Annotated in this window: 24 protein-coding genes and 1 other annotated feature; all 24 genes read left to right on the forward strand. The window is 43.7% G+C overall.

The features are described 5' to 3' along the window. Positions 1–16: 16 nt before the first annotated feature. The 24 genes from srlA to pyrF all read left to right on the forward strand — a co-directional run bounded on the left by srlA (position 17) and on the right by pyrF (position 23,366). Complete coding sequence (gene srlA / locus ACP7A0_RS01215; protein WP_003210918.1) at positions 17–547, forward strand: PTS glucitol/sorbitol transporter subunit IIC; 531 nt, start codon at positions 17–19, stop codon at positions 545–547. 13 nt (positions 548–560) lie between these two features. Then, positions 561–1,571, forward strand: a complete 1,011-nt coding sequence (gene srlE, locus ACP7A0_RS01220; protein ID WP_060596196.1) for a PTS glucitol/sorbitol transporter subunit IIB — start codon at positions 561–563, stop codon at positions 1,569–1,571. Between the two features lie 26 nt (positions 1,572–1,597). Then, entirely contained in the window at positions 1,598–1,954 is a 357-nt protein-coding gene (locus ACP7A0_RS01225) for a PTS glucitol/sorbitol transporter subunit IIA (protein WP_106033186.1), read from the forward strand. 127 nt (positions 1,955–2,081) lie between these two features. Next, on the forward strand, positions 2,082–2,861 hold the full coding sequence (locus ACP7A0_RS01230; protein ID WP_106036777.1) for an ABC transporter ATP-binding protein: 780 nt from the start codon (positions 2,082–2,084) through the stop codon (positions 2,859–2,861). A gap of 79 nt (positions 2,862–2,940) precedes the next feature. Beyond that, complete coding sequence (locus ACP7A0_RS01235; RefSeq protein WP_008344958.1) at positions 2,941–3,177, forward strand: YlmC/YmxH family sporulation protein; 237 nt, start codon at positions 2,941–2,943, stop codon at positions 3,175–3,177. A 237-nt stretch (positions 3,178–3,414) separates the two neighbouring features. Next, complete coding sequence (pgeF, locus tag ACP7A0_RS01240) at positions 3,415–4,254, forward strand: peptidoglycan editing factor PgeF (protein WP_106042319.1); 840 nt, start codon at positions 3,415–3,417, stop codon at positions 4,252–4,254. Between the two features lie 6 nt (positions 4,255–4,260). Beyond that, a complete protein-coding gene (locus tag ACP7A0_RS01245) occupies positions 4,261–4,950 on the forward strand; it encodes a YggS family pyridoxal phosphate-dependent enzyme (protein WP_066031761.1) in 690 nt (229 codons plus the stop codon). Position 4,951: 1 nt separating this feature from the next. After that, entirely contained in the window at positions 4,952–5,410 is a 459-nt protein-coding gene (locus tag ACP7A0_RS01250) for a cell division protein SepF (protein WP_034662521.1), read from the forward strand. A 6-nt stretch (positions 5,411–5,416) separates the two neighbouring features. Beyond that, positions 5,417–5,698 carry a YggT family protein gene (locus ACP7A0_RS01255; protein ID WP_095285147.1) on the forward strand — a complete coding sequence of 94 codons (282 nt, stop codon included), beginning with the start codon at positions 5,417–5,419 and terminating at the stop codon, positions 5,696–5,698. Between the two features lie 53 nt (positions 5,699–5,751). Next, a complete protein-coding gene (locus ACP7A0_RS01260; protein WP_034662515.1) occupies positions 5,752–6,528 on the forward strand; it encodes an RNA-binding protein in 777 nt (258 codons plus the stop codon). 26 nt (positions 6,529–6,554) lie between these two features. Continuing rightward, a complete protein-coding gene (locus tag ACP7A0_RS01265) occupies positions 6,555–7,049 on the forward strand; it encodes a DivIVA domain-containing protein (protein ID WP_003211323.1) in 495 nt (164 codons plus the stop codon). Positions 7,050–7,108: 59 nt separating this feature from the next. After that, positions 7,109–7,346: a binding site (T-box leader), on the forward strand. A gap of 59 nt (positions 7,347–7,405) precedes the next feature. Continuing rightward, complete coding sequence (gene ileS / locus ACP7A0_RS01270; protein WP_034662512.1) at positions 7,406–10,171, forward strand: isoleucine--tRNA ligase; 2,766 nt, start codon at positions 7,406–7,408, stop codon at positions 10,169–10,171. A gap of 160 nt (positions 10,172–10,331) precedes the next feature. Further along, positions 10,332–10,706 (forward strand): TraR/DksA family transcriptional regulator, encoded by a 375-nt coding sequence (locus tag ACP7A0_RS01275; protein ID WP_034662509.1) that lies wholly within the window; start codon positions 10,332–10,334, stop codon positions 10,704–10,706. A 94-nt stretch (positions 10,707–10,800) separates the two neighbouring features. Further along, positions 10,801–11,268, forward strand: coding sequence for a signal peptidase II (gene lspA / locus ACP7A0_RS01280; RefSeq protein WP_012009890.1), 468 nt, complete (start codon positions 10,801–10,803; stop codon positions 11,266–11,268). Continuing rightward, a complete protein-coding gene (locus tag ACP7A0_RS01285) occupies positions 11,265–12,179 on the forward strand; it encodes an RluA family pseudouridine synthase (RefSeq protein WP_034662506.1) in 915 nt (304 codons plus the stop codon). Before lspA ends, ACP7A0_RS01285 begins: the two co-directional genes overlap by 4 nt. 170 nt (positions 12,180–12,349) lie before the next feature. Continuing rightward, a complete protein-coding gene (pyrR, locus tag ACP7A0_RS01290) occupies positions 12,350–12,892 on the forward strand; it encodes a bifunctional pyr operon transcriptional regulator/uracil phosphoribosyltransferase PyrR (protein ID WP_024424234.1) in 543 nt (180 codons plus the stop codon). A gap of 155 nt (positions 12,893–13,047) precedes the next feature. Continuing rightward, positions 13,048–14,376: a solute carrier family 23 protein gene (locus ACP7A0_RS01295; RefSeq protein ID WP_106037782.1), complete on the forward strand. Its 1,329-nt coding sequence runs from the start codon at positions 13,048–13,050 to the stop codon at positions 14,374–14,376. 130 nt (positions 14,377–14,506) lie between these two features. Then, the gene (locus ACP7A0_RS01300) at positions 14,507–15,430 is read left to right on the forward strand and encodes an aspartate carbamoyltransferase catalytic subunit (RefSeq protein WP_034662498.1); all 924 of its coding nucleotides are present in this window, start codon (positions 14,507–14,509) and stop codon (positions 15,428–15,430) included. Then, on the forward strand, positions 15,414–16,700 hold the full coding sequence (locus ACP7A0_RS01305) for a dihydroorotase (protein ID WP_375567421.1): 1,287 nt from the start codon (positions 15,414–15,416) through the stop codon (positions 16,698–16,700). Before ACP7A0_RS01300 ends, ACP7A0_RS01305 begins: the two co-directional genes overlap by 17 nt. After that, a complete protein-coding gene (locus ACP7A0_RS01310) occupies positions 16,697–17,791 on the forward strand; it encodes a carbamoyl phosphate synthase small subunit (protein ID WP_106037781.1) in 1,095 nt (364 codons plus the stop codon). Before ACP7A0_RS01305 ends, ACP7A0_RS01310 begins: the two co-directional genes overlap by 4 nt. Then, complete coding sequence (gene carB, locus ACP7A0_RS01315) at positions 17,776–20,991, forward strand: carbamoyl-phosphate synthase (glutamine-hydrolyzing) large subunit (RefSeq protein WP_426004000.1); 3,216 nt, start codon at positions 17,776–17,778, stop codon at positions 20,989–20,991. The genes ACP7A0_RS01310 and carB overlap by 16 nt, the downstream gene beginning before the upstream one ends. Continuing rightward, entirely contained in the window at positions 20,988–21,764 is a 777-nt protein-coding gene (locus ACP7A0_RS01320; protein WP_375567425.1) for a dihydroorotate dehydrogenase electron transfer subunit, read from the forward strand. Before carB ends, ACP7A0_RS01320 begins: the two co-directional genes overlap by 4 nt. Beyond that, a complete protein-coding gene (locus ACP7A0_RS01325) occupies positions 21,758–22,690 on the forward strand; it encodes a dihydroorotate dehydrogenase (RefSeq protein ID WP_095285154.1) in 933 nt (310 codons plus the stop codon). Before ACP7A0_RS01320 ends, ACP7A0_RS01325 begins: the two co-directional genes overlap by 7 nt. Next, positions 22,662–23,366 (forward strand): orotidine-5'-phosphate decarboxylase, encoded by a 705-nt coding sequence (gene pyrF, locus ACP7A0_RS01330; protein ID WP_034662484.1) that lies wholly within the window; start codon positions 22,662–22,664, stop codon positions 23,364–23,366. The genes ACP7A0_RS01325 and pyrF overlap by 29 nt, the downstream gene beginning before the upstream one ends. Position 23,367 lies beyond the last annotated feature (1 nt).

The following is a 23,367-nucleotide window of genomic DNA, read 5'->3' on the forward strand; positions in this document are numbered from 1 at the left end:
AAAGGGGAGATGAAACATGGAATGGATTCAATGGTTTGGAGAGCACTTTATCGGAATGTTTGAAGCCGGTGGAAAGCAATTCATGGGTCTTGTTACAGGCATCGTTCCAACGCTTGTTGTGTTACTTACTTTCACTTATGCTGTCATGAAGTTTATTGGAGAAGAGCGAGTGAATAGAGCGATCCAGTTTGCAGCGAAATATACGATTTTGCGCTACACGTTAATGCCGATCTTATCTGTTCTTATTTTGACAAACCCAATGGCTTATACGTTTGGCCGCTTCTTACCTGAAAAACAAAAACCAGCATTCTATGATTCAGCTGTTTCATTTGTTCATCCGGTGACATCACTGTTCCCGTATGCCAACGCAGGAGAACTGTTTGTCTACTTAGGGATTGCAAACGGGATTAAAGAAGCAGGATATTCAATGTCAGAACTTGCTGTTCGTTACTTCTTAGTCGGGATCGTCGTCATTTTACTTCGCGGTATTATTACTGAATGGATTACAAAATACTTAGCAGGAAAAATGAAAGCGAATTCACAATAGGGGAGGGTTAGACATGACAAACCACAAAGTATTTGTTGCAAAAGGTGCTGGCGGATGGGGAAAAGGCTTGGAGCTTGAACCGACTGGTAAAAGAAGAAAGGTTGTTTCCATTACAGGGGGAGGCATTCACCCAGTTGCACGTAAAATTGCAGAAATGACAGGGACAGAAGCATGTGACGGCTTTAAAAACTCGATACCAGAAGATGAAATGATGTGTGTTGTCATTGACTGCGGTGGAACTGCGCGAATCGGACTGTATCCAATGAAGCGCATTCCAACTGTAGACGTTTTGGCATCCTCTCCTTCTGGACCGCTTGCAAAACATATTACAGAGGATATCTTCGTATCAGGCGTAACAGAAAAGGATATTTCCTTTGCGGAAGCATCTGATGGTGAGTCGAAAGTAGAAGGTCAGGAAAACAGTGAGCCAATTGACAAGGAGAATTTCAAAGAAACCTATTCAAAACTGAAAGAGGAAAATATCGAGCGTCAGGAAAAAGGTAATTTCCTCATGAGATTCTCAAGAGGAATCGGGAAAGTCACCGGTACGTTCTATCAGGCTGGCCGTGATTCCGTTGATATGCTTTTGAAAAACATTATTCCATTCATGGCATTTGTCAGTATGTTAATTGGAATTATCAATTATACAAAAATCGGTGACTTGATTGCTCATTTTCTATCGCCACTGGCAGGATCTATATGGGGGCTCTTACTGCTCGTCGTGGTCTGTACATTGCCGTTCCTATCGCCTGTCTTAGGACCTGGAGCAGTCATTGCACAAGTCATCGGTGTTCTCATTGGTAGTCAAATTGCACTAGGGAATATCCCGCCTCAATTTGCACTCCCTGCACTATTTGCCATCAACGGTCAAGTAGGGTGTGATTTCATTCCAGTTGGTCTGTCACTTGGTGAAGCGAAGCCGGAAACGGTACAATATGGGGTACCAGCTGTTTTGTATAGCCGTCTCATTACAGGGGTTCTATCTGTTGTGATCGCATACGTTGCCAGCTTCGGTATGTATTAAACGTATTAAAGGAGGAATCGAGATACATGGTAACACAATCTGTCGTAAAAGAAATTGGGATCTTAGTCCCGCAATTTAAAGAAGATAAGCTGATTGTTTTATTTGGACCCGCAGCGCCGCAGGAATTAAGAGATATGTCCGTCATTCATGAGTTCGAACATTTAGAAGAAGAGCCGCTGAAGCTGGGCGGTACCATTCAAGTGGGCGATCAAACGTACACGATCACAGCCCTCGGCAATAAAGCAAATGACAACTTTAAAGAGCTCGGCCATATTTCGATCTACTTCCAAGAGCCGTTTGATGATGTATTACCGGGAGCTGTCTTTGCATTCCCGCACACGTTTCCTGATATAAAAGAAGGCGTACGAATTGAAATTTCGTAACGATAAAGAAAAGCTGTTCCGTAAAAGGAGCAGCTTTTTTTATGTGAGGTTTACCAGAAAGAGCAATTGCGATATGCTGTAAACATTCATTATTTGTTTATTCAGAATTTTTACTCAGGGGGAAATGATGGTGTCACTTGAATTGAAGGATGTTTCTTTAAAACGAAATGGGAAATGGCTGCTGCAATCTGTTGACTGGCAGGTGAACAAAGAGGAGCACTGGGTGCTTTACGGTTTAAATGGTGCGGGAAAAACCGCTTTATTAAATATGCTCTGCTCATATTACTTCCCCACGTCAGGTGAGATGACCGTGCTGGGACATGTCTTTGGCAAGGAGGCGCTTGGCGAAAAGCTCAGGAAGAAAATTGGCCTCATTTCTGCGGGACTTGAAAAGAAACTGCACAGAGACGACAATGCATTTGAAATAGTTCTCAGCGGAGCATTTGCTTCGATCGGGCTTTATGAAACCCCGACAGATGAGATAAGAGAGAAAGCCATTGATCTATTAAAAGCATTTGGTTCATTCAAATATGCGAACCGGACATATGAAACACTCTCACAAGGAGAAAAGCAAAAAGTCCTGATTGCGAGGGCTTTAATGAATGATCCCAAGCTTCTGATTTTAGATGAGCCTGTGACGGGTCTTGATTTTTTAGCAAGAGAACAGGTGCTGGAGACCATCTCATTCATTGCTTCAAAGCCTGATGCGCCTACTTTACTTTATACGACCCATCATGCAGAAGAGATTTTGCCTGTTTTTCAGCACACCTTATTATTAAAAGATGGGACTGTTTTTGATCAAGGAGAAACAAAAGAGATGATGACAAGCGATTTGCTTTCTTCCTTCTTTGAATGTCCGGTAGATGTGATGTGGAGAAATGGCCGTCCTCACTTAAGTAAATTGTAGATGAAAGAAACTATTGGTCTGTATCCCTGCTTTTCCATCATACATATTATAGTAGAAAACGAAAGGCGGGGAAGGACAGATGATCAGTATTTCTGAATTCCAAATCAAGGATGTCGTCGATGTGTCGAGCGGAAAAAAACTAGGCACCATTGGGGACATTGATATTAATGTCACGAGCGGTAAAATACAAGCGATCATTATCGGCGGCACAGGTAAAATGATGGGATTTTTCGGAAAAGAAGAGGAAATGATTGTGCCGTGGCGAAATATAGTAAAAATTGGCGAAGATGTGATACTTGTCCGATTGTCTTCTTAAAATTCGTATAACTCCTCAATGAATTATTCAATGATCCTTAAAATAAGCTCTCCATTCTTAGCAAACAATGTCTTTTTCGGGTAAAAAGATTACGTTTTCATATCAATTTGAAAAAAAACCTGTAGAAAGGGCACATTTGAGTGTAATATTTAATGAATCCCACTAACTGTCTACGCATGTCTTGTGGTAAAATAGGAGCGAAATAAAGAGAGATGAATGAAAGGTGGGAGGGCAGCTTTGACACACAAATATGACCCCTTTCAGCAGAAATCACCTTATGCAATGACCATTCATGATTGGACGAACATGACATGTTCTGGTAAAGAGGTATTGGCCGGATTTACGACAAAAAATGGCGGCTTCAGCCTTTCTCCATATCAATCATTGAACACTGGACTCCATGTAGGAGATGATGCTTCTAGTGTCCAAATGAATCGTCAAGTCATAGCAGATGCTACTGCTGTGCCGCTCTCTGATTGGGTGTTTGCAGACCAAACACACGATGACCGCATCAAGAAAGTCACCAAGGAGCAAAGAGGAAGAGGAAGTCTTCATTATCATGAGGCACTGCCTGGAACAGACGGCTTATATACGTCTGAACCGAACATGATGCTCGCTCTTTGTTTCGCCGATTGTGTTCCGCTTTATTTTCTAGCTCCGCAACATGGACTTATCGGAACAGGCCATGCCGGATGGAAAGGAACCGTCAAGCAAATTGGTGCAAAGATGGTAGATCTATGGGTCAACCAAGAAGGTGCCAAGACCGATCAAATACAAGTCGTCATTGGACCATCCATTGGCAGCTGCTGCTACATAGTCGATGACGTGGTCATGGATCAAGTGAAACAGCTTCCCTTTTCAACAGAGGATGTGTATTCCGAGATTTCACAAGGACAATATAAATTAGACTTAAAAACATTAAACAAAAACGTATTGCTTCATGCAGGGATGAAAGAAGAAAACATACATGTCAGTTCGATGTGCACAAGCTGCAGTGATCAGCTTTTCTTCTCACACCGCCGTGATCAAGGGAAAACAGGACGTATGATGTCTTTTGTCGGGTTTAAGGAGGCATAAGTGCAATTGAATGTACGAGAGAATCTCAGACAAATAAATGAACAAATAAACGAAGCATGTAAAAGAGCCGGCCGGAACCCAGCGGATGTATCGGTCGTCGCTGTCACAAAGTATGTCTCGATTGAGCGAGCACAAGAAGCCAAGGAAGCAGGAATTTTGCACTTTGGAGAAAATCGTGACCAAGGGTTACTTGAAAAACAAGCGGCCATAACCGATGAAAGCATTAGCTGGCACTTCATCGGCAGTTTACAAACACGAAAAGTAAAATCTGTCATTCAAACAATTGACTACTTACATTCGCTCGACAGGATGTCTCTTGCGAATGAAATTGAAAAAAGAGCGGATCACACGGTTCGCTGTTTTGTACAGGTAAACACATCGCTGGAGGAGTCAAAACACGGCTTACAAAGTGAAGACGTGATTCCATTTGTGAAGCAGCTCGCTGATTTCAAAAAGATTGAAATTGCTGGACTGATGACGATGGCTCCATTTACAGATGATCACACTGTGATACGAAACTGCTTTCAAACATTAAAAAATCTTCAAGAAGAAGTAAAACATCTTAACCAAGTAAATGCACCTTGTCAGCATTTATCGATGGGCATGTCAAATGATTTTGAAATCGCAATTGAAGAAGGTGCGACATTCGTTCGGATTGGCTCTTCACTTGTTGGAAATGAAACAGGAGGTGCGTGACATGAGCATAAAAAATAAGTTTAAAAGCTTTTTCACTCTCGACGATGAAGAGTATGAGTACGAATATATTGATGAAGAAAGAGAACCAGTCCAAGAAGAAAAAGGAACAAAGGACAAAGCGGCATTTCAAGAGCGTCCGCAGACTGGAAAACAAAATGTCGTCAGCTTGCAAAGCTTGCAGAAATCCTCTAAAGTGGTGTTAAGTGAGCCGCGTGTTTATGCAGAAGCGCAAGAGATTGCAGACCATATTAAAAACAGACGTGCAGTCGTCGTGAATTTGCAGCGCATTCAGCACGATCAAGCAAAGCGAATCATTGACTTCTTAAGCGGAACTGTTTATGCAATCGGTGGAGACATCCAGCGCATTGGCTCGAATATATTCCTCTGCACACCTGATAATGTGGATGTATCTGGCACAATATCAGAACTTTTGACAGAGGAAGAACCTCAGAGGTGGTAAATCATAGTGATTTTATATTACATTTTCCAGCTTTTACAGACTGTATTAACGATTTACTCATTCGCGATTATTATTTACATCTTTATGTCATGGGTGCCATCTGCAAGAGAAACATCGATTGGGCGTTTTCTGACAAATATTTGCGAACCGTATTTAGAACCATTTCGTAAAATTATTCCGCCAATTGGCATGATTGACATCTCGCCAATTGTGGCATTGCTTGTGATTCGTTTTGCATCATCATATGGACTAACTGGTCTTTACAATATGATTGTACGCTTCATGTAGACAGGCTGCCGGGCTTGGCGCTGCCAGGCTCTTTTACATAAGAGGGGAACAAAATGAGCGATATTTATCAACATTTTAGAAAAGACGAACAGCCATTTGTCGACCAAGTGTTAGGCTGGAAAAAAATCGCACTCGACCAGTATCGAATGAAATTAACAGACTTTCTTGATCCGCGTGAGCAGTTTATTACCGAGTCCGTCATCCAGCATGCTGATGAGCTTGGGATCATGTTTTTTGGCGGGTATGAAGGAGCGGAGCGCAAAAGAGCTCTCATTTATCCTGAATATTTAGAACCGGCTACTCAGGATGTTGAGCTGTCTTATTTTCAGGTGAATTATGCGAAAAAGTTTATTTCCTTAGAACACCCGAAGCTTCTCGGCTCACTGATTGGGACAGGCTTGAAGCGTCAAAAATTCGGAGATCTGTTATTTTCAGAGGAAGATGTGCAGTTTATTTGTACAAGTGATGTCGCTGATTTTGTGCGGGCGCAGCTGACGCATGTTGGCAGAGCTTCCGTTTCATTAGAGGAAATCACGCAGGCAGATTTAAAACCGGTTATGAGCAAGACTGACATCAAAGAAGATACTATTTCTTCACTGCGGCTTGATGCGGTATGTGCTGCAATCAGCCGTCAGTCTCGGCAAAAGGCACAGCTTTTGGTCAAAAATGGGCTTGTCAAAGTTAATTGGAAAGTCACTGAGGACCCTTCCTTTACAATCGGCGAAGGCGATCAGCTCTCTGTACGGGGATTTGGCCGATTTAGCTTGAAAACGATTGATGGGAAGACCAAAAAAGATAAATTTAAAGTAACATTTGAGCTTCTGACATAACGAACTTGAATCTGGAGGTGGCGAGGTTGCCATTAACACCTAATGATATTCATAATAAAACGTTCACAAAAAGCTTTCGCGGCTATGATGAAGATGAAGTAAACGAGTTTTTAAGCCAAGTACGTAAAGATTACGAAATCGTGCTTCGCAAAAAGAATGAACTTGAAGAAAAAGTAAACGAGCTTGACGAAAGACTAGGTCATTTTGCGACAATTGAAGAGACATTAAACAAATCAATTCTTGTGGCGCAGGAAGCAGCAGAAGACGTCAAACGTCATTCTGATAAAGAAGCGAAATTGATTATTCGTGAAGCAGAGAAAAATGCAGATCGTATTATCAACGAAGCGCTATCAAAATCAAGAAAGATTGCGATGGAAATCGAAGAACTGAAGAAGCAGTCGAAGGTCTTTAGAACTCGCTTCCAAATGCTCATCGAAGCTCAGCTTGATCTTCTAAAAAATGACGATTGGGATCATTTACTGGAATATGAAGTTGACGCTGTCTTTGACGAAAAAGAATAAGCGCATCATCTTGACATGACGTGCAGATGTTGCATATAATACCATCATAAATTAACAAGAGATAAACGTTTGAAAGGGACACTCGCAGTTGTCATATGCGTAATAAAGCGAATCAGGGATGGTGGAAGCCTGACATTACGAGACGCTGCAATGAGATCACCCCTTTAGTTCCTTTTCTGAAATGAATGAGTAAGAAAAGGCGTCTGATCACGTTACGATTTTAGAGTGGATAAGCGGCTGTTTCATAGCGCTTGTCTAAAAGGGTGGTACCGCGAGACAAGCCTTCTCGTCCCTTATGGGATGAGAGGGCTTTTTTTATTGTTTTTTAATAAGTATTTGCATATGGAGGAATGGGTATGAACTACAAAGACACCTTATTAATGCCGAAAACAGAATTCCCAATGAGAGGGAACTTGCCGAACAAAGAGCCTGAAATCCAAGAGGAGTGGGCAGAAAAAGACATCTATCAAATGGTTTTAGAGCGGACAAAAGGACGCCCGACCTTTATTTTGCATGATGGACCTCCATATGCGAATGGTGACATTCATATGGGGCACGCACTCAATAAAATCCTAAAAGATTTTATTGTCCGTTTTAAATCAATGAATGGGTTCCACGCACCGTACGTACCGGGCTGGGATACACACGGCTTACCAATTGAAACGGCTCTTACTAAAAATAAAAAAGTCAAACGTAAAGAAATGTCGACAGCTGAATTCCGCAAACTATGTGAAGAGTATGCTTGGAAGCAAATCGAAGGTCAGCGCAATCAGTTTAAGCGATTAGGCGTAAGAGCAGACTGGGACAATCCATATGTAACCTTAAAGCCTGAGTACGAAGCGCAGCAAATTCTTGTCTTTGGTGAAATGGCGAAGAGAGGCTATATTTACAAAGGACTAAAGCCTGTTAACTGGTCTCCTTCAAGTGAGTCAGCACTTGCTGAAGCGGAAATTGAATATAAAGACAAACGTTCACCATCCATTTACGTTTCATTTAAAGTGAAAGATGGCAAAGGCGTACTTGAAAACGGCGAACAATTCATCATCTGGACAACAACCCCTTGGACACTTCCTGCAAACCTTGGGATTTGTGTTCATCCAAACCTAGAGTACAGCGTTCTTCAAGTGGGTGCTGAGCGATATGTTGTCGCATCTGAGCTAGTTGAACAAGTGGCAAAAACACTTGGCTTTGAAGAGTATGAAGTCGTGAAAACATTAAAAGGAAAAGAATTAGATACCATCGTTGCAGAGCATCCGATCTACGGCAGAGATTCTCTTGTCATGCTTGGCGACCACGTGACAACGGATGCAGGAACAGGCTGTGTTCACACAGCTCCAGGTCACGGGGAAGATGACTTTATTGTCAGTATGAAATACGGTCTTGATGTGCTATGTCCAGTAGACGAAAAAGGTGTGATGACAGAAGAAGCGCCTGGTTTTGAAGGATTATTCTACGAGGATGCCAATAAAGCGATCACAGAACAGCTTGAAGCAAAAGGCGCACTGAAAAAGCTCGACTTTATCACGCACTCTTACCCGCATGACTGGAGAACGAAAAAACCAACCATTTATCGTGCGACAGCTCAGTGGTTTGCATCGATTAAGGATTTCAGAGAAGCGCTATTAGACAATATTAAAGAAACGAAATGGGTTCCAGCATGGGGCGAAACACGCCTATTCAACATGGTGCGAGACAGAGGCGACTGGTGCATTTCAAGACAGCGTGTATGGGGCGTTCCAATTCCGGTCTTTTATGCGGAAAATGGCGAGCCGATCATCACAGATGAAACGATTCAGCATGTCTCTCAATTATTTAGAGAACATGGCTCTAATATTTGGTTTGAAAAAGAAGCGAAAGAACTATTGCCAGAAGGCTTTACACATCCAGGAAGCCCGAACGGTGAATTCACAAAAGAGCAGGACATCATGGATGTATGGTTTGATTCCGGTTCTTCTCACCAGGCCGTTTTAGAAGAAAGAGATGACCTTGTCCGTCCGGCAGACCTTTACCTTGAAGGCTCTGACCAATATCGCGGCTGGTTTAACTCTTCCTTATCAACAGCAGTTGCTGTCACTGGAAAAGCACCGTATAAAGGTGTTCTAAGCCACGGCTTTACGCTTGATAAAGAAGGACGCAAGATGAGTAAATCATTAGGCAATACGATTGACCCAACAAAGGTAGCGAAGCAGCTTGGGGCGGAGATTCTTAGACTTTGGGTATCTTCTGTCAACTATCAAGCCGATCACCCAGTGTCTGATGATATCTTGAAACAAGTAGCAGAGGTCTATCGTAAAATCCGTAACACGTTCCGATTCCTGCATGGAAACCTATTTGACTTTAACCCAGCAGTCAATGCGGTGCCGGTAGAAGAGCTTCGCGAAGTGGATCAATATATCTTGATCAAATTAAACAAATTGATTGATAAAGTGAAAAAGGCCTATGATGATTACGAATTTGCGGTCGTATATCATGCGATTCACAATTTCTGTACGATTGAGCTAAGCTCTTTCTATCTCGATTTTGCAAAGGATGTCGTGTACATTGAGCATGCAGATCATCCAGACCGCCGCAGCATGCAAACGGTCTTCTACGAAACATTAATGGCATTAGTGAAGCTGACTGCACCAATTCTTCCGCATACAGCAGATGAATTATGGAGCCACTTAAGCTTTGTTGAAGAGCCAAGTGTTCAGTTAACAGATATGCCAGAAGGTGTGACTGTTCCTCAAGCGGAAGCGACAGAAGTGAAGTTTGACCGCTTTATGGAAGTGCGTGACGATGTTCTAAAAGCGCTCGAAATTGCGCGTAATGAGAAAGTCATCGGACGTTCACTTGAAGCAAGTGTGACCCTTTATGCGACAGATGAAGTGAAAAATCTTCTTGAATCTATCAAAGAAGATGTGAAGCAGCTCTTTATCATCTCAGAATTAACGGTAGAAGATGAGCAAAATGCTGACGCTTCAGCGCCTGAATACACATCAGGACGGATTCTGGTTCAAAAAGCAGAAGGAGAACTGTGCGAACGTTCCCGCATTATTTCAAAAGATGTTGGTGCAAATCCGAAATACCCAACATTGTCACTGAAAAATGCTGAAATCGTGGAAAAATATTACCAGAATTAACAGTGTGATATGATCAACTAGCGCCCCGCCATATGCGGGGCGTTTTCTTTTTTGCGAAAATGACAGCGTTTAGAACGAAAGGAAAAATCTTATGGCTTTAAAGTGAGCAGCCGGGGCAACAATATGATTATCACGACAGGGCAGGAGTTGAAATAGCGACATGAATGGCGATCTAGAGACGATTTACACGGAACTCCTTCAAATGAAAGAAGAGCTGCAATCTAAACTGTTTGAATACGCATCATTTCGTTCACCCGCTGAGCATGTCTCAATGAACGAGGTCCAAACGACCACGCTTCTTTATCACATCAAAGAAGAGCTGCAAGATGTGTCTCTCGCTATTGCAAAAATTGAGCAGGGAACCTATGGTATATGTGAGGCGACAGGTGATGCCATTCCGCTTGAACAAATGAGTATTCTTCCTACCGCCCGCACGGCTGACGACTTTCTATATCATAAGCAATACGAGAAAAAAGCATTCACTCCTTATCCTCATGAATCAGATGATTCTCATTTTGAAGCCTTCCACATGTAGGGAGGTTTTTGTCTGTCAACTAAAGTTTCTTTACTCCTTCCTGTTTTCTTGATAAAATGCTTAAAGACCAAAGTATGAAGATGGAGGAACGTGTGTGTTCTATTACATAATCGCATTCGTGATGATTTGTTTAGATCAATTAACAAAATGGCTCATTGTCAAAAATATGATGCTCGGAGATTCTTATCCAGTGATTGATGGCTTCTTTTATATCACGTCTCACCGAAATTCAGGAGCCGCATGGGGAATTCTCCAAGGACAAATGTGGTTTTTCTATGTGATCACACTCGTTGTTATTGCGGGAATTGTTTATTATTTGCAAAAGCATGGGCAAAAGGACAAGCTGCTTGGAGTAGCACTGGCCTTAATGCTTGGCGGAGCAATTGGAAACTTTATCGACCGTGTTTTCCGTCAGGAAGTGGTAGATTTTGCTCATTTCGTCTTTGGGAATTATCACTACCCAATCTTTAATATTGCAGATTCTTCTCTATGTGTAGGGGTTATTCTGCTCTTCATTCAAATGCTGTTAGATGGAAAGAAAACTAAGGAGTCAACTACATGAATCAAGTAAATATTGCCGTTTCAGAAGAACAAACGAGTGAACGGCTTGATAAATTTCTAAGCACGACAGAACCAGAATGGTCAAGAACCCAAGTCCAGCAGTGGGTAAAGGATGGGCTGATCGAAGTAAACGGGAAACAAGTGAAAGCCAATTACAAAGTACAAGCTGGAGATCAGATTAAAGTCGAGATTCCAGACCCAGAAGTACTAGATGTAGAAGCAGAACCAATGGATCTTGATATTTATTATGAGGATGCAGATGTGCTAGTGGTGAATAAACCACGAGGAATGGTTGTTCATCCAGCGCCAGGTCACGTCTCTGGAACACTTGTAAATGGCCTGATGGCACATTGCACGGACTTATCAGGCATTAATGGTGTGATGCGTCCTGGAATTGTCCACCGAATTGATAAAGACACGTCTGGACTGTTAATGGTCGCGAAAAACGATATGGCGCATGAATCACTCGTCAATCAGCTCGTGGCTAAGACCGTCACAAGAAAATATACGGCCGTTGTCCATGGCATTATCCAGCATGATACAGGCACAATTGATGCCCCAATTGGCAGAGACAAAAAAGACCGCCAAAGCATGACGGTTACAAAAGAAAGTGCAAAACAAGCAGTCACTCACTTTGATGTGATTGAACGCTTTCAGGACTTCACGGTTGTGGAGTGCCGTCTTGAAACAGGAAGAACACACCAAATTCGTGTTCATATGAAATATATCGGCTATCCGCTTGCAGGAGATCCGAAATATGGACCGAGAAAGACAGTCGATTTTAATGGACAGCTGCTTCATGCAGGTGTTCTAGGATTTGATCATCCTAGAACAGGAGAATATATCGAGTTCACAGCACCGATTCCTGCTGATATGCAAGCTTTTATCGATTCATTAAGAAATAACGATTGACAGGCAGTTCTTTTTTTGAAATAATAAACGAAGAAATGAAGATTCTTTAAAACAGTCCAGAGAGGCTGAGAAGGATAACGGATCAATTTGTGCACGTGTATGCACAAATGAACGCCCCTCTCTGCCCTTTGCAGAAGGGGCTTTTTATTTGTCAAAAAGAGGTGTAAAAGATGGAACAAAAAGCAGTCATTCTTGATGAACAAGCGATCAGACGAGCGCTTACCCGAATTGCACATGAAATGATTGAGCGCAATAAAGGGATGAAAGATGTCATCCTTGCGGGGATCAAGACAAGAGGCATTCATCTTGCAAAGCGCCTTGCAGAGCGCATCGAGCAAATTGAAGGAAATCCAGTCACAGTGGGTGAACTTGATATTACGCTATACCGTGATGACCTGACAAAAAAGACAGACAACCAAGACCCGCTTGTAAAGGGTGCAGACATCCCAGCTGACATTAATGACAAAACACTGATCGTCGTTGACGATGTCCTGTTTACAGGCAGAACCGTCAGAGCGGCCATGGATGCCCTTGTGGATGTAGGAAGACCATCTTCCATTCAGCTTGCTGTTCTCGTTGACCGGGGACACCGGGAGCTTCCGATTCGAGCGGATTATATCGGGAAGAACATTCCGACATCAAAAGCAGAGACCGTCATGGTTCAGCTGAATGAAGTAGATCAAAACGACCTTGTCGCTATATATGAAAAATAACCTTTTTAAATGCATTCCAGAGAGTTTGCAAAGAGGGCAATAACAGAGACACCGAGCACACGGCTTAAGTGACGTGTACGGTTTTTCTAGGCCTCTTTGCGCATACTCGCAAAGAGGCTTTTTTAATGAAAAAGGACACATCTAGGAGGAAAATCATGAGTCAGCAAAAAGCTAATTTAGGCATTCGAGATATCCCAAAACCGTTCACATGGCTTTCACTTAGCCTTCAGCATTTGTTTGCCATGTTTGGCGCGACCATTCTTGTACCAAAAATCATTGATATGAGTCCGGCCGTCGCGCTCATCTCAAGTGGTGTTGGAACCATTGTTTACTTAATCATCACAAGAGGACAAATTCCGGCGTATCTTGGATCGTCCTTTGCCTTTATCGCCCCCATACTGAATGTCAAAGCAACAGGCGGCCCTGGAGCCGCAATGGTTGGTGCCTTCATGGCGGGTGTCGCTTATGCACTCATTGCACTATTTATTAAATGGCTCGGCACAGGCTGGCTGATGAAACTTCTGCCGCCGGTCGTCGTAGGGCCAGTCATTATGGTCATCGGACTCGGACTCGCTGGAACAGCTGTCAACATGGCGATGTATGTTGATCCGAATGCAACCGAGCTTGTTTACAGCCTTAAGCACCTAATGGTCGCCGGCTTCACACTGGCTGTCACGATTATCAGCATGATCTTCCTAAGAGGATTCCTAAGCTTGATCCCAGTATTAATCGGAATTATCAGCGGCTATCTCTTTGCTTTAACACAAGGCATTGTGAACTTCCAGCCGGTCATTGACGCGAAATGGTTTGCTGTACCAGACTTCGTCTTACCATTTGCCGACTACACACCTGCTGTGACTTTAAGCATTCTCACAGTGATGGTGCCGGTTGCCTTTGTGACAATGTCTGAGCACATCGGCCACCAAGTGGTGTTAAGTAAAGTTGTAGGGCAAGATTTTATTAAAAAACCTGGTCTTCACCGCTCCATTTTAGGAGACAGTGCAGCGACGATCTTCGCTTCACTCATTGGCGGACCGCCAACAACAACGTATGGAGAGAACATCGGGGTCCTTGCCATCACAAGAGTGTTCAGTATCTTCGTCATCGGCGGAGCAGCAGTCTTTGCGATCTGCTTCGGCTTTGTCGGAAAAATTTCAGCATTAATCAGTACAGTGCCGTCCGCGGTCATGGGAGGCGTTTCGTTCCTGCTCTTTGGGATCATTGCCTCAAGCGGTCTGAGAATCCTGATTGATCATAAAGTGAATTTTGAAGAAAAGCGTAATCTCATTATCGCATCAGTCATCTTAGTCATCGGAATTGGCGGGGCATTCATTGAGGTGAAACAAATCAACCTCACTCTATCTGGAATGGCACTTGCTGCCATCACGGGTGTCCTGTTAAACCTGATCCTGCCACAGCAAAAAGCGGAGGATGACGAGTCAAATGAATCGAATACAGAAAACCTTTTAAAAGAAGTCCAGTGAGGCTGACAAGGGTTCTAAAATGAGCAGAATGCACGAAAGTGCCGCTGCTTCTTTTGGAGAACCCTAAGCTGCCGAGGCTTAGGGTTTTTTTGAACCTGAAAGTGATGAAAAACTAGAGGGGGAAGAAAAAATGAATGATCTATCGACAATGAGCAGCTTGTCTAAAGAAGAGATTTTACAGCTGATTGAAGAAGCAGCGGCTCTCAAAAAGGGGAAGCAAGAACTTGGCTTAGCGGGAGAATTTGTAGCAAACCTCTTCTTTGAACCAAGCACAAGAACACGATTTAGCTTCGAAGTTGCCGAAAAGAAACTGGGGATGAATGTACTGAGCTTAGATGCAGCAAGCACCTCCGTTCAAAAGGGCGAAACACTTTACGATACGGTAAAAACGCTCGAATCCATCGGCGTGAAAGCATGTGTGATTAGAGACAGCACCGATGAATATTACAATGAGCTGATCGGGAAGGTTGGGATTCCCATCATCAATGCTGGAGATGGCTGCGGGCAGCACCCGACCCAATCACTGCTTGACCTAATGACCATCTATGAAGAGTTTGGCGGCTTTGAGGGCTTAACGATTTCGATTCATGGAGACATCAAACACAGCAGGGTGGCAAGGTCAAATGCTGAGGTTCTCTCAAGGCTGGGAGCAACAGTCCTTTTTTCAGGGCCTGCTTCCTTCCAAGATGAGCAAAACCCTCACGGAACGTATGTCCAGGTAGATGAAGCCATCACACAATCTGATGTGGTGATGCTGCTCAGAATTCAGCATGAACGACATGCTGAAAAAATGGGCAGTGAAGATTACTTATCGACTTATGGATTAACAGTAGACAGGGCAAACAACATGAAAGAACGAGCCATTATTATGCATCCAGCACCAGTAAACAGAGGTGTGGAGATAGATGATTCTTTAGTGGAATCAAAGCAGTCACGAATTTTCAAGCAAATGGAAAATGGCGTTTATGTCCGAATGGCCGTATTAAAAAGAGCTTTTCAAAATAGCAGACTACATCAAAAAGGGAGAGATTCTGTCTATGTCGTATCTCATTAAAAACGGTTTTATCTTAACAAGCACAGGTGAAAAAGTGCAGCAGGATATTAGGGTAGAAGGAGAAGTGATTCAAGCGATTGGTCACTTAGAAAGAGAAGATGGAGAAGAGGTCATTGATGCTAAAGGGCTATTTGTTTCACCAGGCTTAATTGATCTGCATGTACATTTAAGAGAGCCAGGTGGAGAGAAAAAGGAAACGATTGAAACAGGCTCTAAAGCAGCAGCAAGAGGCGGCTATACAACGATTGCAGCGATGCCGAATACACGCCCAGTTCCGGATACAAAAGAGCAAATGGAATGGCTCATGAATCGGATCGAAGAGACCTCTTCTGTCAGAGTACTGCCATACGCCTCCATCACAACTAGGCAAATTGGGGAAGAGATGACAGACTTTGCAGCACTAAAAGAAGCAGGCGCCTTCGCTTTCACAGATGACGGGGTTGGCATCCAAACAGCAGGCATGATGTACGAAGCGATGAAAAAGGCAGCAAGTCTTGATCAAGCGATTGTGGCACACTGTGAAGATAACTCGCTCATTTACGGAGGATGCGTTCATGAAGGAGAATATTCAAAAGCAAATGAATTAAACGGTATACCGTCCATTTGTGAATCGGTGCATATTGCAAGAGATGTTCTTTTAGCAGAAGCAGCGAACTGCCATTATCATGTATGTCATATCAGTACGAAAGAATCTGTGCGAGTCGTTCGCGATGCAAAAAAAGCAGGCATCCGTGTGACAGCTGAGGTGTCACCGCATCACCTGCTGTTATGTGATGCGGACATCCCTGGTCTTGATACAAACTATAAAATGAACCCGCCGCTCAGAGGAAAAGAGGATCGCGAGGCACTGATCGAGGGACTTTTAGATGGAACGATTGATTTCATCGCAACAGACCATGCGCCGCATACTGAAGAAGAAAAGAACGAAACGATGCAGCGTGCACCTTTTGGAATTGTCGGGCTTGAAACAGCGTTCCCGCTTCTGTATACACGATTTGTCAAAACAGGCGAATGGACATTAAAAGAACTCGTTGATTATATGACAATCAAGCCAGCAGAAGCCTTCTCTCTTCCATATGGAAAGCTGGAAGAAGGACAAACAGCTGATATCACACTCATTGATTTAAACAAAGAAATGGCAATCGATAAAAAAAGCTTCTTATCAAAAGGGCAAAATACACCGTTTGACAAATTGACTGTATCAGGATGGCCGGTCATGACACTTGCATCTGGGAAAGTCGTGTATGAAGAGGGGAGACTAGTAAAATGAAGAGACGCTTAGTGCTAGAAAACGGAACAGTATTCGAAGGAACAGGCTTTGGCAGCTTAGAATCGTCAGTCGGAGAAGTCGTCTTTAATACAGGGATGACGGGCTATCAAGAAATTTTGTCTGATCCATCATACTGCGGACAAATTGTCACACTCACTTATCCGCTCATCGGCAACTATGGCATTAACCGTGATGATTTTGAATCGATCACACCGTTTGTAAAAGGGCTGATTGTGAAGGAGCTTTGTGAAAAGCCCTCAAACTGGCGCTCTTCATATTCACTAGATGAATACTTAAAAATGAAAAACATTCCAGGTCTTAGCGGAATCGATACACGGAAGCTGACGAGAATGATTCGAAGTGCAGGGACTTTAAGAGGGGCGTTTGCAGGACCGGAAGAACAAGTGGAAGACGTAGTCCGCCGCCTTCAAACAATGCAGCTGCCGACTGATCAAGTGAGTCAAGTATCTGTGAAAAATGCGTATCCAAGCCCGGGAAGAGGAAAAAGAATTGTCCTTGTCGATTTCGGCATGAAGCATGGCATTTTGCGCGAGCTCAATAAACGTGACTGTGATGTCATCGTGGTGCCGTACAATATCACGGCAGATGAAGTGCTGCAGTTAAAGCCTGATGGAATCATGCTTTCAAACGGCCCTGGGGATCCTGTTGATGTACCGGAAGCAGTCGAGATGATTCAGCAATTGATTGGAAAGGTTCCGCTCTTTGGCATTTGTCTTGGACATCAATTATTCGCTCTTGCGTGCGGCGCAAGTACTGAAAAAATGAAATTCGGTCACAGAGGCTCGAATCACCCAGTCAAAGAACTAGCCACCGGCAAGGTGACACTGACATCTCAAAATCACGGCTACACAGTTAGTGCAATTAACGAGGACGTGCTCGAAGTCACACATATCGCCCTAAACGACAATACGATTGAAGGGTTAAAACATAAAGAAGCACAAGCATTCACTGTCCAGTATCACCCAGAAGCGTCACCAGGTCCAGAAGATGCGAACTACTTATTCGACCAGTTCATGGACATGATTCATACAACTGAGAAAGAAGGGGAAGAAGTATGCCAAAACGCGTAGACATCAAAAAGATTTTAGTCATCGGTTCAGGTCCAATCATCATCGGACAGGCAGCGGAGTTTGACTATGCAGGCACACAGGCTTGCTTAGCACTGAAAGAAGAGGGCTATGAAGTCGTTCTTGTGAATTCCAATCCAGCGACCATCATGACAGATACAGAAATGGCCGATAAGGTATACATCGAACCACTGACACCAGAATTCTTAACACGAATCATTCGAAAAGAACGTCCTGATGCGATCTTGCCAACACTTGGCGGACAAACTGGACTTAACCTTGCTGTTGAATTATCAGACCTTGGCGTATTAGCTGAATGCGGTGTTGAAGTATTAGGAACAAAGCTGTCAGCTATTCAAAAAGCAGAGGACAGAGATTTATTCCGTAATCTGATGAATGAACTAAATGAGCCTGTACCAGAAAGTGAAATCATCCATAACCTTGAAGAAGCGATAGCGTTTACGAATCAAATCGGTTTCCCTGTCATTGTGAGACCAGCTTATACATTAGGCGGAACAGGCGGCGGAATTTGTACAAACGAGCAAGAGCTGAAGGAAATCGTCGAAAACGGCCTGAAGTTAAGCCCAGTCACACAATGCTTACTTGAAAAAAGCATTGCAGGTTTTAAAGAAATTGAATATGAAGTCATGCGTGATAGCGGTGATCATGCGATCGTTGTTTGTAACATGGAAAACTTTGATCCTGTCGGTATCCACACAGGTGACAGTATCGTTGTGGCGCCAAGCCAAACATTAAGTGACCGTGAATATCAGCTGCTTCGCAATGTGTCGCTCAAGCTGATCCGGGCACTTGGCATTGAAGGCGGCTGTAACGTACAGCTGGCGATTGACCCAGACAGCTTTCAATACTATATCATCGAAGTAAACCCGCGCGTCAGTCGTTCTTCTGCACTTGCGTCGAAAGCAACTGGTTATCCAATTGCCAAACTTGCAGCGAAAATTGCTGTCGGCTTAACGCTTGATGAAATGATGAATCCAGTCACAGGGAAAACCTATGCTGCCTTCGAACCGGCACTTGACTATATTGTGTCTAAAATCCCGCGCTGGCCGTTTGATAAATTCGAATCTGCTAACAGACGTCTTGGGACGCAAATGAAAGCAACTGGTGAAGTGATGGCGATCGGACGTACATTAGAAGAGTCCCTTCTAAAGGCTGTCCGTTCACTTGAAGCTGATGTGCATCACATTGAATTAAAAGATGAAGCAGATATCACAAACGAAGTGCTTGAAAAGCGGATTATCAAGGCGGGAGACGAACGATTATTCTATATCGCCGAGGCGCTTAGAAGAGGCTATACGGTTGAACAAATACATGAATTCTCAAAAATTGATTACTTCTTCCTTCATAAGCTGGAAGGCATCATCGCATTTGAAAAGACATTAAAAGAAAACAAAGGCAATACAGACGTATTAAAAGATGCGAAAGATAAAGGTTTCTCAGACATCTATATTAGCCGCGAGTGGAATATGAATGAAGCGGATGTCTACAAGCTAAGACAAGAAGCAGGCATCGTACCTGTCTACAAAATGGTAGATACTTGTGCGGCTGAATTTGAATCCGAGACGCCATATTTCTATAGCACGTATGAAGATGAAAATGAATCAGAACGCACAGACAAGAAAAGCGTCATCGTATTAGGCTCAGGTCCTATCAGAATCGGTCAAGGAGTTGAATTTGATTATGCGACGGTTCATTCTGTGTGGGCAATTAAACAAGCAGGCTATGAAGCAATCATTATTAACAACAACCCTGAAACGGTCTCAACAGACTTTAGTATTTCAGATAAGCTCTACTTTGAACCACTCACTGTAGAAGATGTGATGCACATCATTGATCTTGAGCAGCCTGAAGGAGTCGTCGTCCAGTTCGGCGGACAAACGGCGATCAACCTAGCAGATGAATTATCAAATAGAGGGGTGAAGATTCTCGGCACTTCTCTTGAAGACCTAGACCGCGCCGAAAACCGAGACAAGTTTGAACAAACATTAGAAGCACTCGGCGTGCCGCAGCCTAAAGGGAAAACAGCTACGTCTGTGCCTGAAGCTGTAGCGATTGCCAATCAGATCGGCTACCCAGTCCTTGTCCGTCCTTCCTATGTATTAGGCGGTCGTGCGATGGAAATCGTTTATCAAGAAGAAGAGCTTCTTCACTACATGGAGAATGCGGTGAGAGTCAATCCGCAGCACCCAGTGTTAATTGACAAATATTTGACGGGAAAAGAAATTGAAGTAGATGCCGTATCTGATGGGGAAACTGTCGTGATCCCAGGCATTATGGAACATATTGAAAGAGCCGGGGTCCACTCCGGTGACTCGATTGCGGTTTACCCGCCGCAAACATTGTCTGATGAGATCAAAGCGAAGATCGCAGAATACACGATCAAGCTTGCAAAAGGCCTCAATATTATTGGGCTGCTAAACATTCAATTTGTTCTCTCGAAAGGTGAAGTGTACGTACTTGAAGTGAATCCTCGTTCAAGCCGGACAGTTCCTTTCTTAAGTAAAATTACAGGCATCCCGATGGCAAACCTTGCGACAAAAGTCATCTTAGGAGAAAAACTGAAAAACTATGGCTACGAAGAAGGACTTCATACAGAGCAAGAAGGGGTGTATGTCAAAGTTCCAGTCTTCTCTTTTGCAAAACTAAGAAGAGTCGATATTACACTCGGACCTGAAATGAAATCAACAGGTGAAGTCATGGGGAAAGATGTCACAATCGAAAAAGCTCTTTACAAAGGGTTAATTGCATCAGGCATTCAAATTCCTAAAGACGGGACAGTTCTTCTGACAGTTGCTGATAAGGATAAAGAAGAAGGACTTGAGATTGCGAGAAGATTCCATTCAATCGGCTACCATATTTTAGCGACAGAAGGAACGGCGAAGTACTTAAAACAAGCCTCCATCCCATCAAGTGTTGTTGGCAAAATAGGAGAAGAAGGCAAAAACCTTCTCGATGTCATTCGAAACGGGGAAGCCCAATTTGTCATCAACACTCTGACGAAAGGAAAACAGCCGGCAAGAGACGGCTTTAGAATCAGGCGTGAAGCTGTTGAAAATGGCGTAGCTTGCTTAACGTCGCTAGATACAGCAGAAGCGATTTTAAGAGTACTAGAAAGCATGACATTTAGAGCGGACGAAATGCCAGAAGTGAAAACGAATGCTGAGGTGACAGTAACGATATGAAAAAAGCATACTTGACGGTCGTCTCAAATCGAGAGATCGCTGATCATATTTACGAAATGACATTAAAAGGTGACCTTGTGGACTCCTTTCAAACGGCTGGACAATTTCTTCATATCAAGGTCAGCGAGTCCATGACACCGCTGCTGAGAAGACCGATCAGTATTGCCAATATTCATGCCGAGAAACAAGAAGCAACCATCATCTACCGTGCAGAGGGAGAGGGCACAAAGCTCCTTTCCCAAAGGCGCGATGGGGAATCCATCGATGTATTAGGGCCGCTTGGCAACGGGTATGATCCATCAGTTGTTCAGCCAGGTCAGACAGCGTTACTAGTCGGTGGTGGAATTGGAGTACCGCCTTTATATGAGCTGTCCAAGCGTTTAACGAAAAAAGGCGTCATCGTCAAGCATGTCCTTGGCTTTCAATCGAAAAAGGATGTATTTTACGAGGAGAAATTCCAAGCACTCGGAGATACATTTATCGCGACAGTTGATGGAACATATGGCGCAAAGGGCTTCGTGACAGGTGTGATTGAAGAGAATGATTTGAGCTTTGATGTCATGCTTTCCTGCGGGCCGACCCCTATGTTAAAAGCACTAAAAGACTCTTACCCTGATAAGCCTGTCTACATTTCAATGGAAGAACGAATGGGCTGCGGGATTGGTGCTTGCTTTGCATGTGTCTGTCATACCGACCAGCACGAAAAATCTTACGTCAAAGTCTGTCTGGATGGACCTGTATTTAAAGCAGAGGAGGTGGCATTGTCATGCTAAACGTTGAGTTACCCGGCTTATCTTTAAAGAATCCGATTATCCCTGCATCAGGCTGCTTTGGATTCGGGAGAGAATTTGCTTCATTATATGACCTATCCTTGCTTGGCGGTATCATGATCAAGGCCACAACCCTTGAACCGAGATTTGGCAATCCGACACCAAGGGTAGCGGAGACAGGTGCCGGTATGCTCAATGCCATCGGTCTTCAAAATCCAGGCCTAAAAGGCGTGCTGGAAAATGAATTGCCTTGGCTTGAGCAGTTTGATACGCCGATCATTGCAAACGTCGCTGGCTCACAGGTTGATGATTATGTCGAAGTAGCCAAGCAAATCAGCCAAGCAAAAAATGTCCATGCCATTGAACTGAATATTTCATGTCCGAATGTCAAAACAGGCGGAATTGCCTTTGGTACAGATCCTCATATGGCAGCAGCATTGACAAAAGCGGTGAAGGAAGTCTCTTCGGTACCTGTCTATGTCAAACTGTCTCCTAACGTAGCCAATATTGTGGAGATTGCTCAAGCGATTGAATCTGCTGGAGCGGATGGACTCACGATGATTAACACGTTAATCGGTATGCGTTTAGATTTAAAAACGGGGAAACCGATTCTTGCCAATAAAACAGGCGGATTATCAGGCCCGGCAGTAAAACCTGTCGCTGTGCGCATGGTACATGAGGTCAGTCAAGCGGTTTCTATTCCGATTATTGGAATGGGTGGGGTACAAAATGCTGAAGATGTACTTGAATTTTTACTAGCAGGTGCGAGTGCAGTAGCTGTTGGCACAGCCAATTTTGTGAACCCATTTATTTGCCCAGAAATCATTGAAGAACTGCCAAGAGTGTTAGCAGCATATGGCTATTCATCTGTAGAGGAATGTATCGGAAGGAGCTGGAAACATGAAGCACTTGCCCATCATCGCGCTTGATTTTCCGGTAGCGCAGGAAGCGCTCGCCTTTTTAGAACCCTTTGAAGGGACACGATTATTTGTGAAGGTCGGCATGGAGCTGTTTTACCAAGAAGGACCTGCTATCCTTGACGAGCTCAAAGAAAAAAACTGCCGCATTTTCCTCGATCTCAAATTACATGACATTCCAACAACGGTGCAAAAAGCAATGAACCGGCTTGCCGCACTTGGTGTTGATTTGGTCAATGTGCATGCTGCTGGCGGGAAACATATGATGCAAGCTGCGTTAGAAGGGCTTGAAAGCGGGACGCCTGCTGGACAAAAACGTCCAGGCATTATTGCAGTGACACAGCTGACGAGTACGTCAGAAGACATGATGAGGAGCGAATTACTCATAGACCGTCCGCTGCAAGAGACTGTCATCCGGTACGGTCAATTGGCATATGAAAGTGGACTAGACGGTGTTGTTTGCTCTGTTCATGAATCCAAAGCCCTTCATGAGCACATCTCACCTGCCTTTCTCACTGTAACGCCGGGGATTCGCTTACAAAATGATCAAACCGATGACCAAAAGCGTGTGGCGACTCCTGCTTATGCAAAAGAGCAAGGTGTTTCACAAATTGTTGTCGGAAGGTCAATCACGAAAGCTGAAAAACCATTGGAAGCCTATCATCAAATTTTAAAAGAGTGGGAGTGAC

Origin of the sequence: Bacillus sp. DWP3-1, from assembly GCF_049896565.1 — a bacterium.
GTDB lineage: Bacteria > Bacillota > Bacilli > Bacillales > Bacillaceae > Bacillus.

Excerpts from the sequence above, each read along its gene's own strand:
- srlE (WP_060596196.1), top strand. The coding sequence starts at position 561 with ATGACAAACCACAAAGTATTTGTTGCAAAAGGTGCTGGCGGATGGGGA.
- ACP7A0_RS01275 (WP_034662509.1), top strand. The coding sequence starts at position 10,332 with ATGAATGGCGATCTAGAGACGATTTACACGGAACTCCTTCAAATGAAA.
- ACP7A0_RS01285 (WP_034662506.1), top strand. The coding sequence starts at position 11,265 with ATGAATCAAGTAAATATTGCCGTTTCAGAAGAACAAACGAGTGAACGG.
- ACP7A0_RS01325 (WP_095285154.1), top strand. The coding sequence starts at position 21,758 with ATGCTAAACGTTGAGTTACCCGGCTTATCTTTAAAGAATCCGATTATC.
- ACP7A0_RS01305 (WP_375567421.1), top strand. The coding sequence starts at position 15,414 with ATGTCGTATCTCATTAAAAACGGTTTTATCTTAACAAGCACAGGTGAA.
- ACP7A0_RS01250 (WP_034662521.1), top strand. The coding sequence starts at position 4,952 with ATGAGCATAAAAAATAAGTTTAAAAGCTTTTTCACTCTCGACGATGAA.
- ACP7A0_RS01230 (WP_106036777.1), top strand. The coding sequence starts at position 2,082 with ATGGTGTCACTTGAATTGAAGGATGTTTCTTTAAAACGAAATGGGAAA.
- ACP7A0_RS01300 (WP_034662498.1), top strand. The coding sequence starts at position 14,507 with ATGAATGATCTATCGACAATGAGCAGCTTGTCTAAAGAAGAGATTTTA.
- ACP7A0_RS01310 (WP_106037781.1), top strand. The coding sequence starts at position 16,697 with ATGAAGAGACGCTTAGTGCTAGAAAACGGAACAGTATTCGAAGGAACA.
- ACP7A0_RS01235 (WP_008344958.1), top strand. The coding sequence starts at position 2,941 with ATGATCAGTATTTCTGAATTCCAAATCAAGGATGTCGTCGATGTGTCG.
- ACP7A0_RS01320 (WP_375567425.1), top strand. The coding sequence starts at position 20,988 with ATGAAAAAAGCATACTTGACGGTCGTCTCAAATCGAGAGATCGCTGAT.
- pyrR (WP_024424234.1), top strand. The coding sequence starts at position 12,350 with ATGGAACAAAAAGCAGTCATTCTTGATGAACAAGCGATCAGACGAGCG.
- pyrF (WP_034662484.1), top strand. The coding sequence starts at position 22,662 with ATGAAGCACTTGCCCATCATCGCGCTTGATTTTCCGGTAGCGCAGGAA.
- ACP7A0_RS01225 (WP_106033186.1), top strand. The coding sequence starts at position 1,598 with ATGGTAACACAATCTGTCGTAAAAGAAATTGGGATCTTAGTCCCGCAA.
- ACP7A0_RS01260 (WP_034662515.1), top strand. The coding sequence starts at position 5,752 with ATGAGCGATATTTATCAACATTTTAGAAAAGACGAACAGCCATTTGTC.
- srlA (WP_003210918.1), top strand. The coding sequence starts at position 17 with ATGGAATGGATTCAATGGTTTGGAGAGCACTTTATCGGAATGTTTGAA.
- ileS (WP_034662512.1), top strand. The coding sequence starts at position 7,406 with ATGAACTACAAAGACACCTTATTAATGCCGAAAACAGAATTCCCAATG.
- carB (WP_426004000.1), top strand. The coding sequence starts at position 17,776 with ATGCCAAAACGCGTAGACATCAAAAAGATTTTAGTCATCGGTTCAGGT.
- ACP7A0_RS01295 (WP_106037782.1), top strand. The coding sequence starts at position 13,048 with ATGAGTCAGCAAAAAGCTAATTTAGGCATTCGAGATATCCCAAAACCG.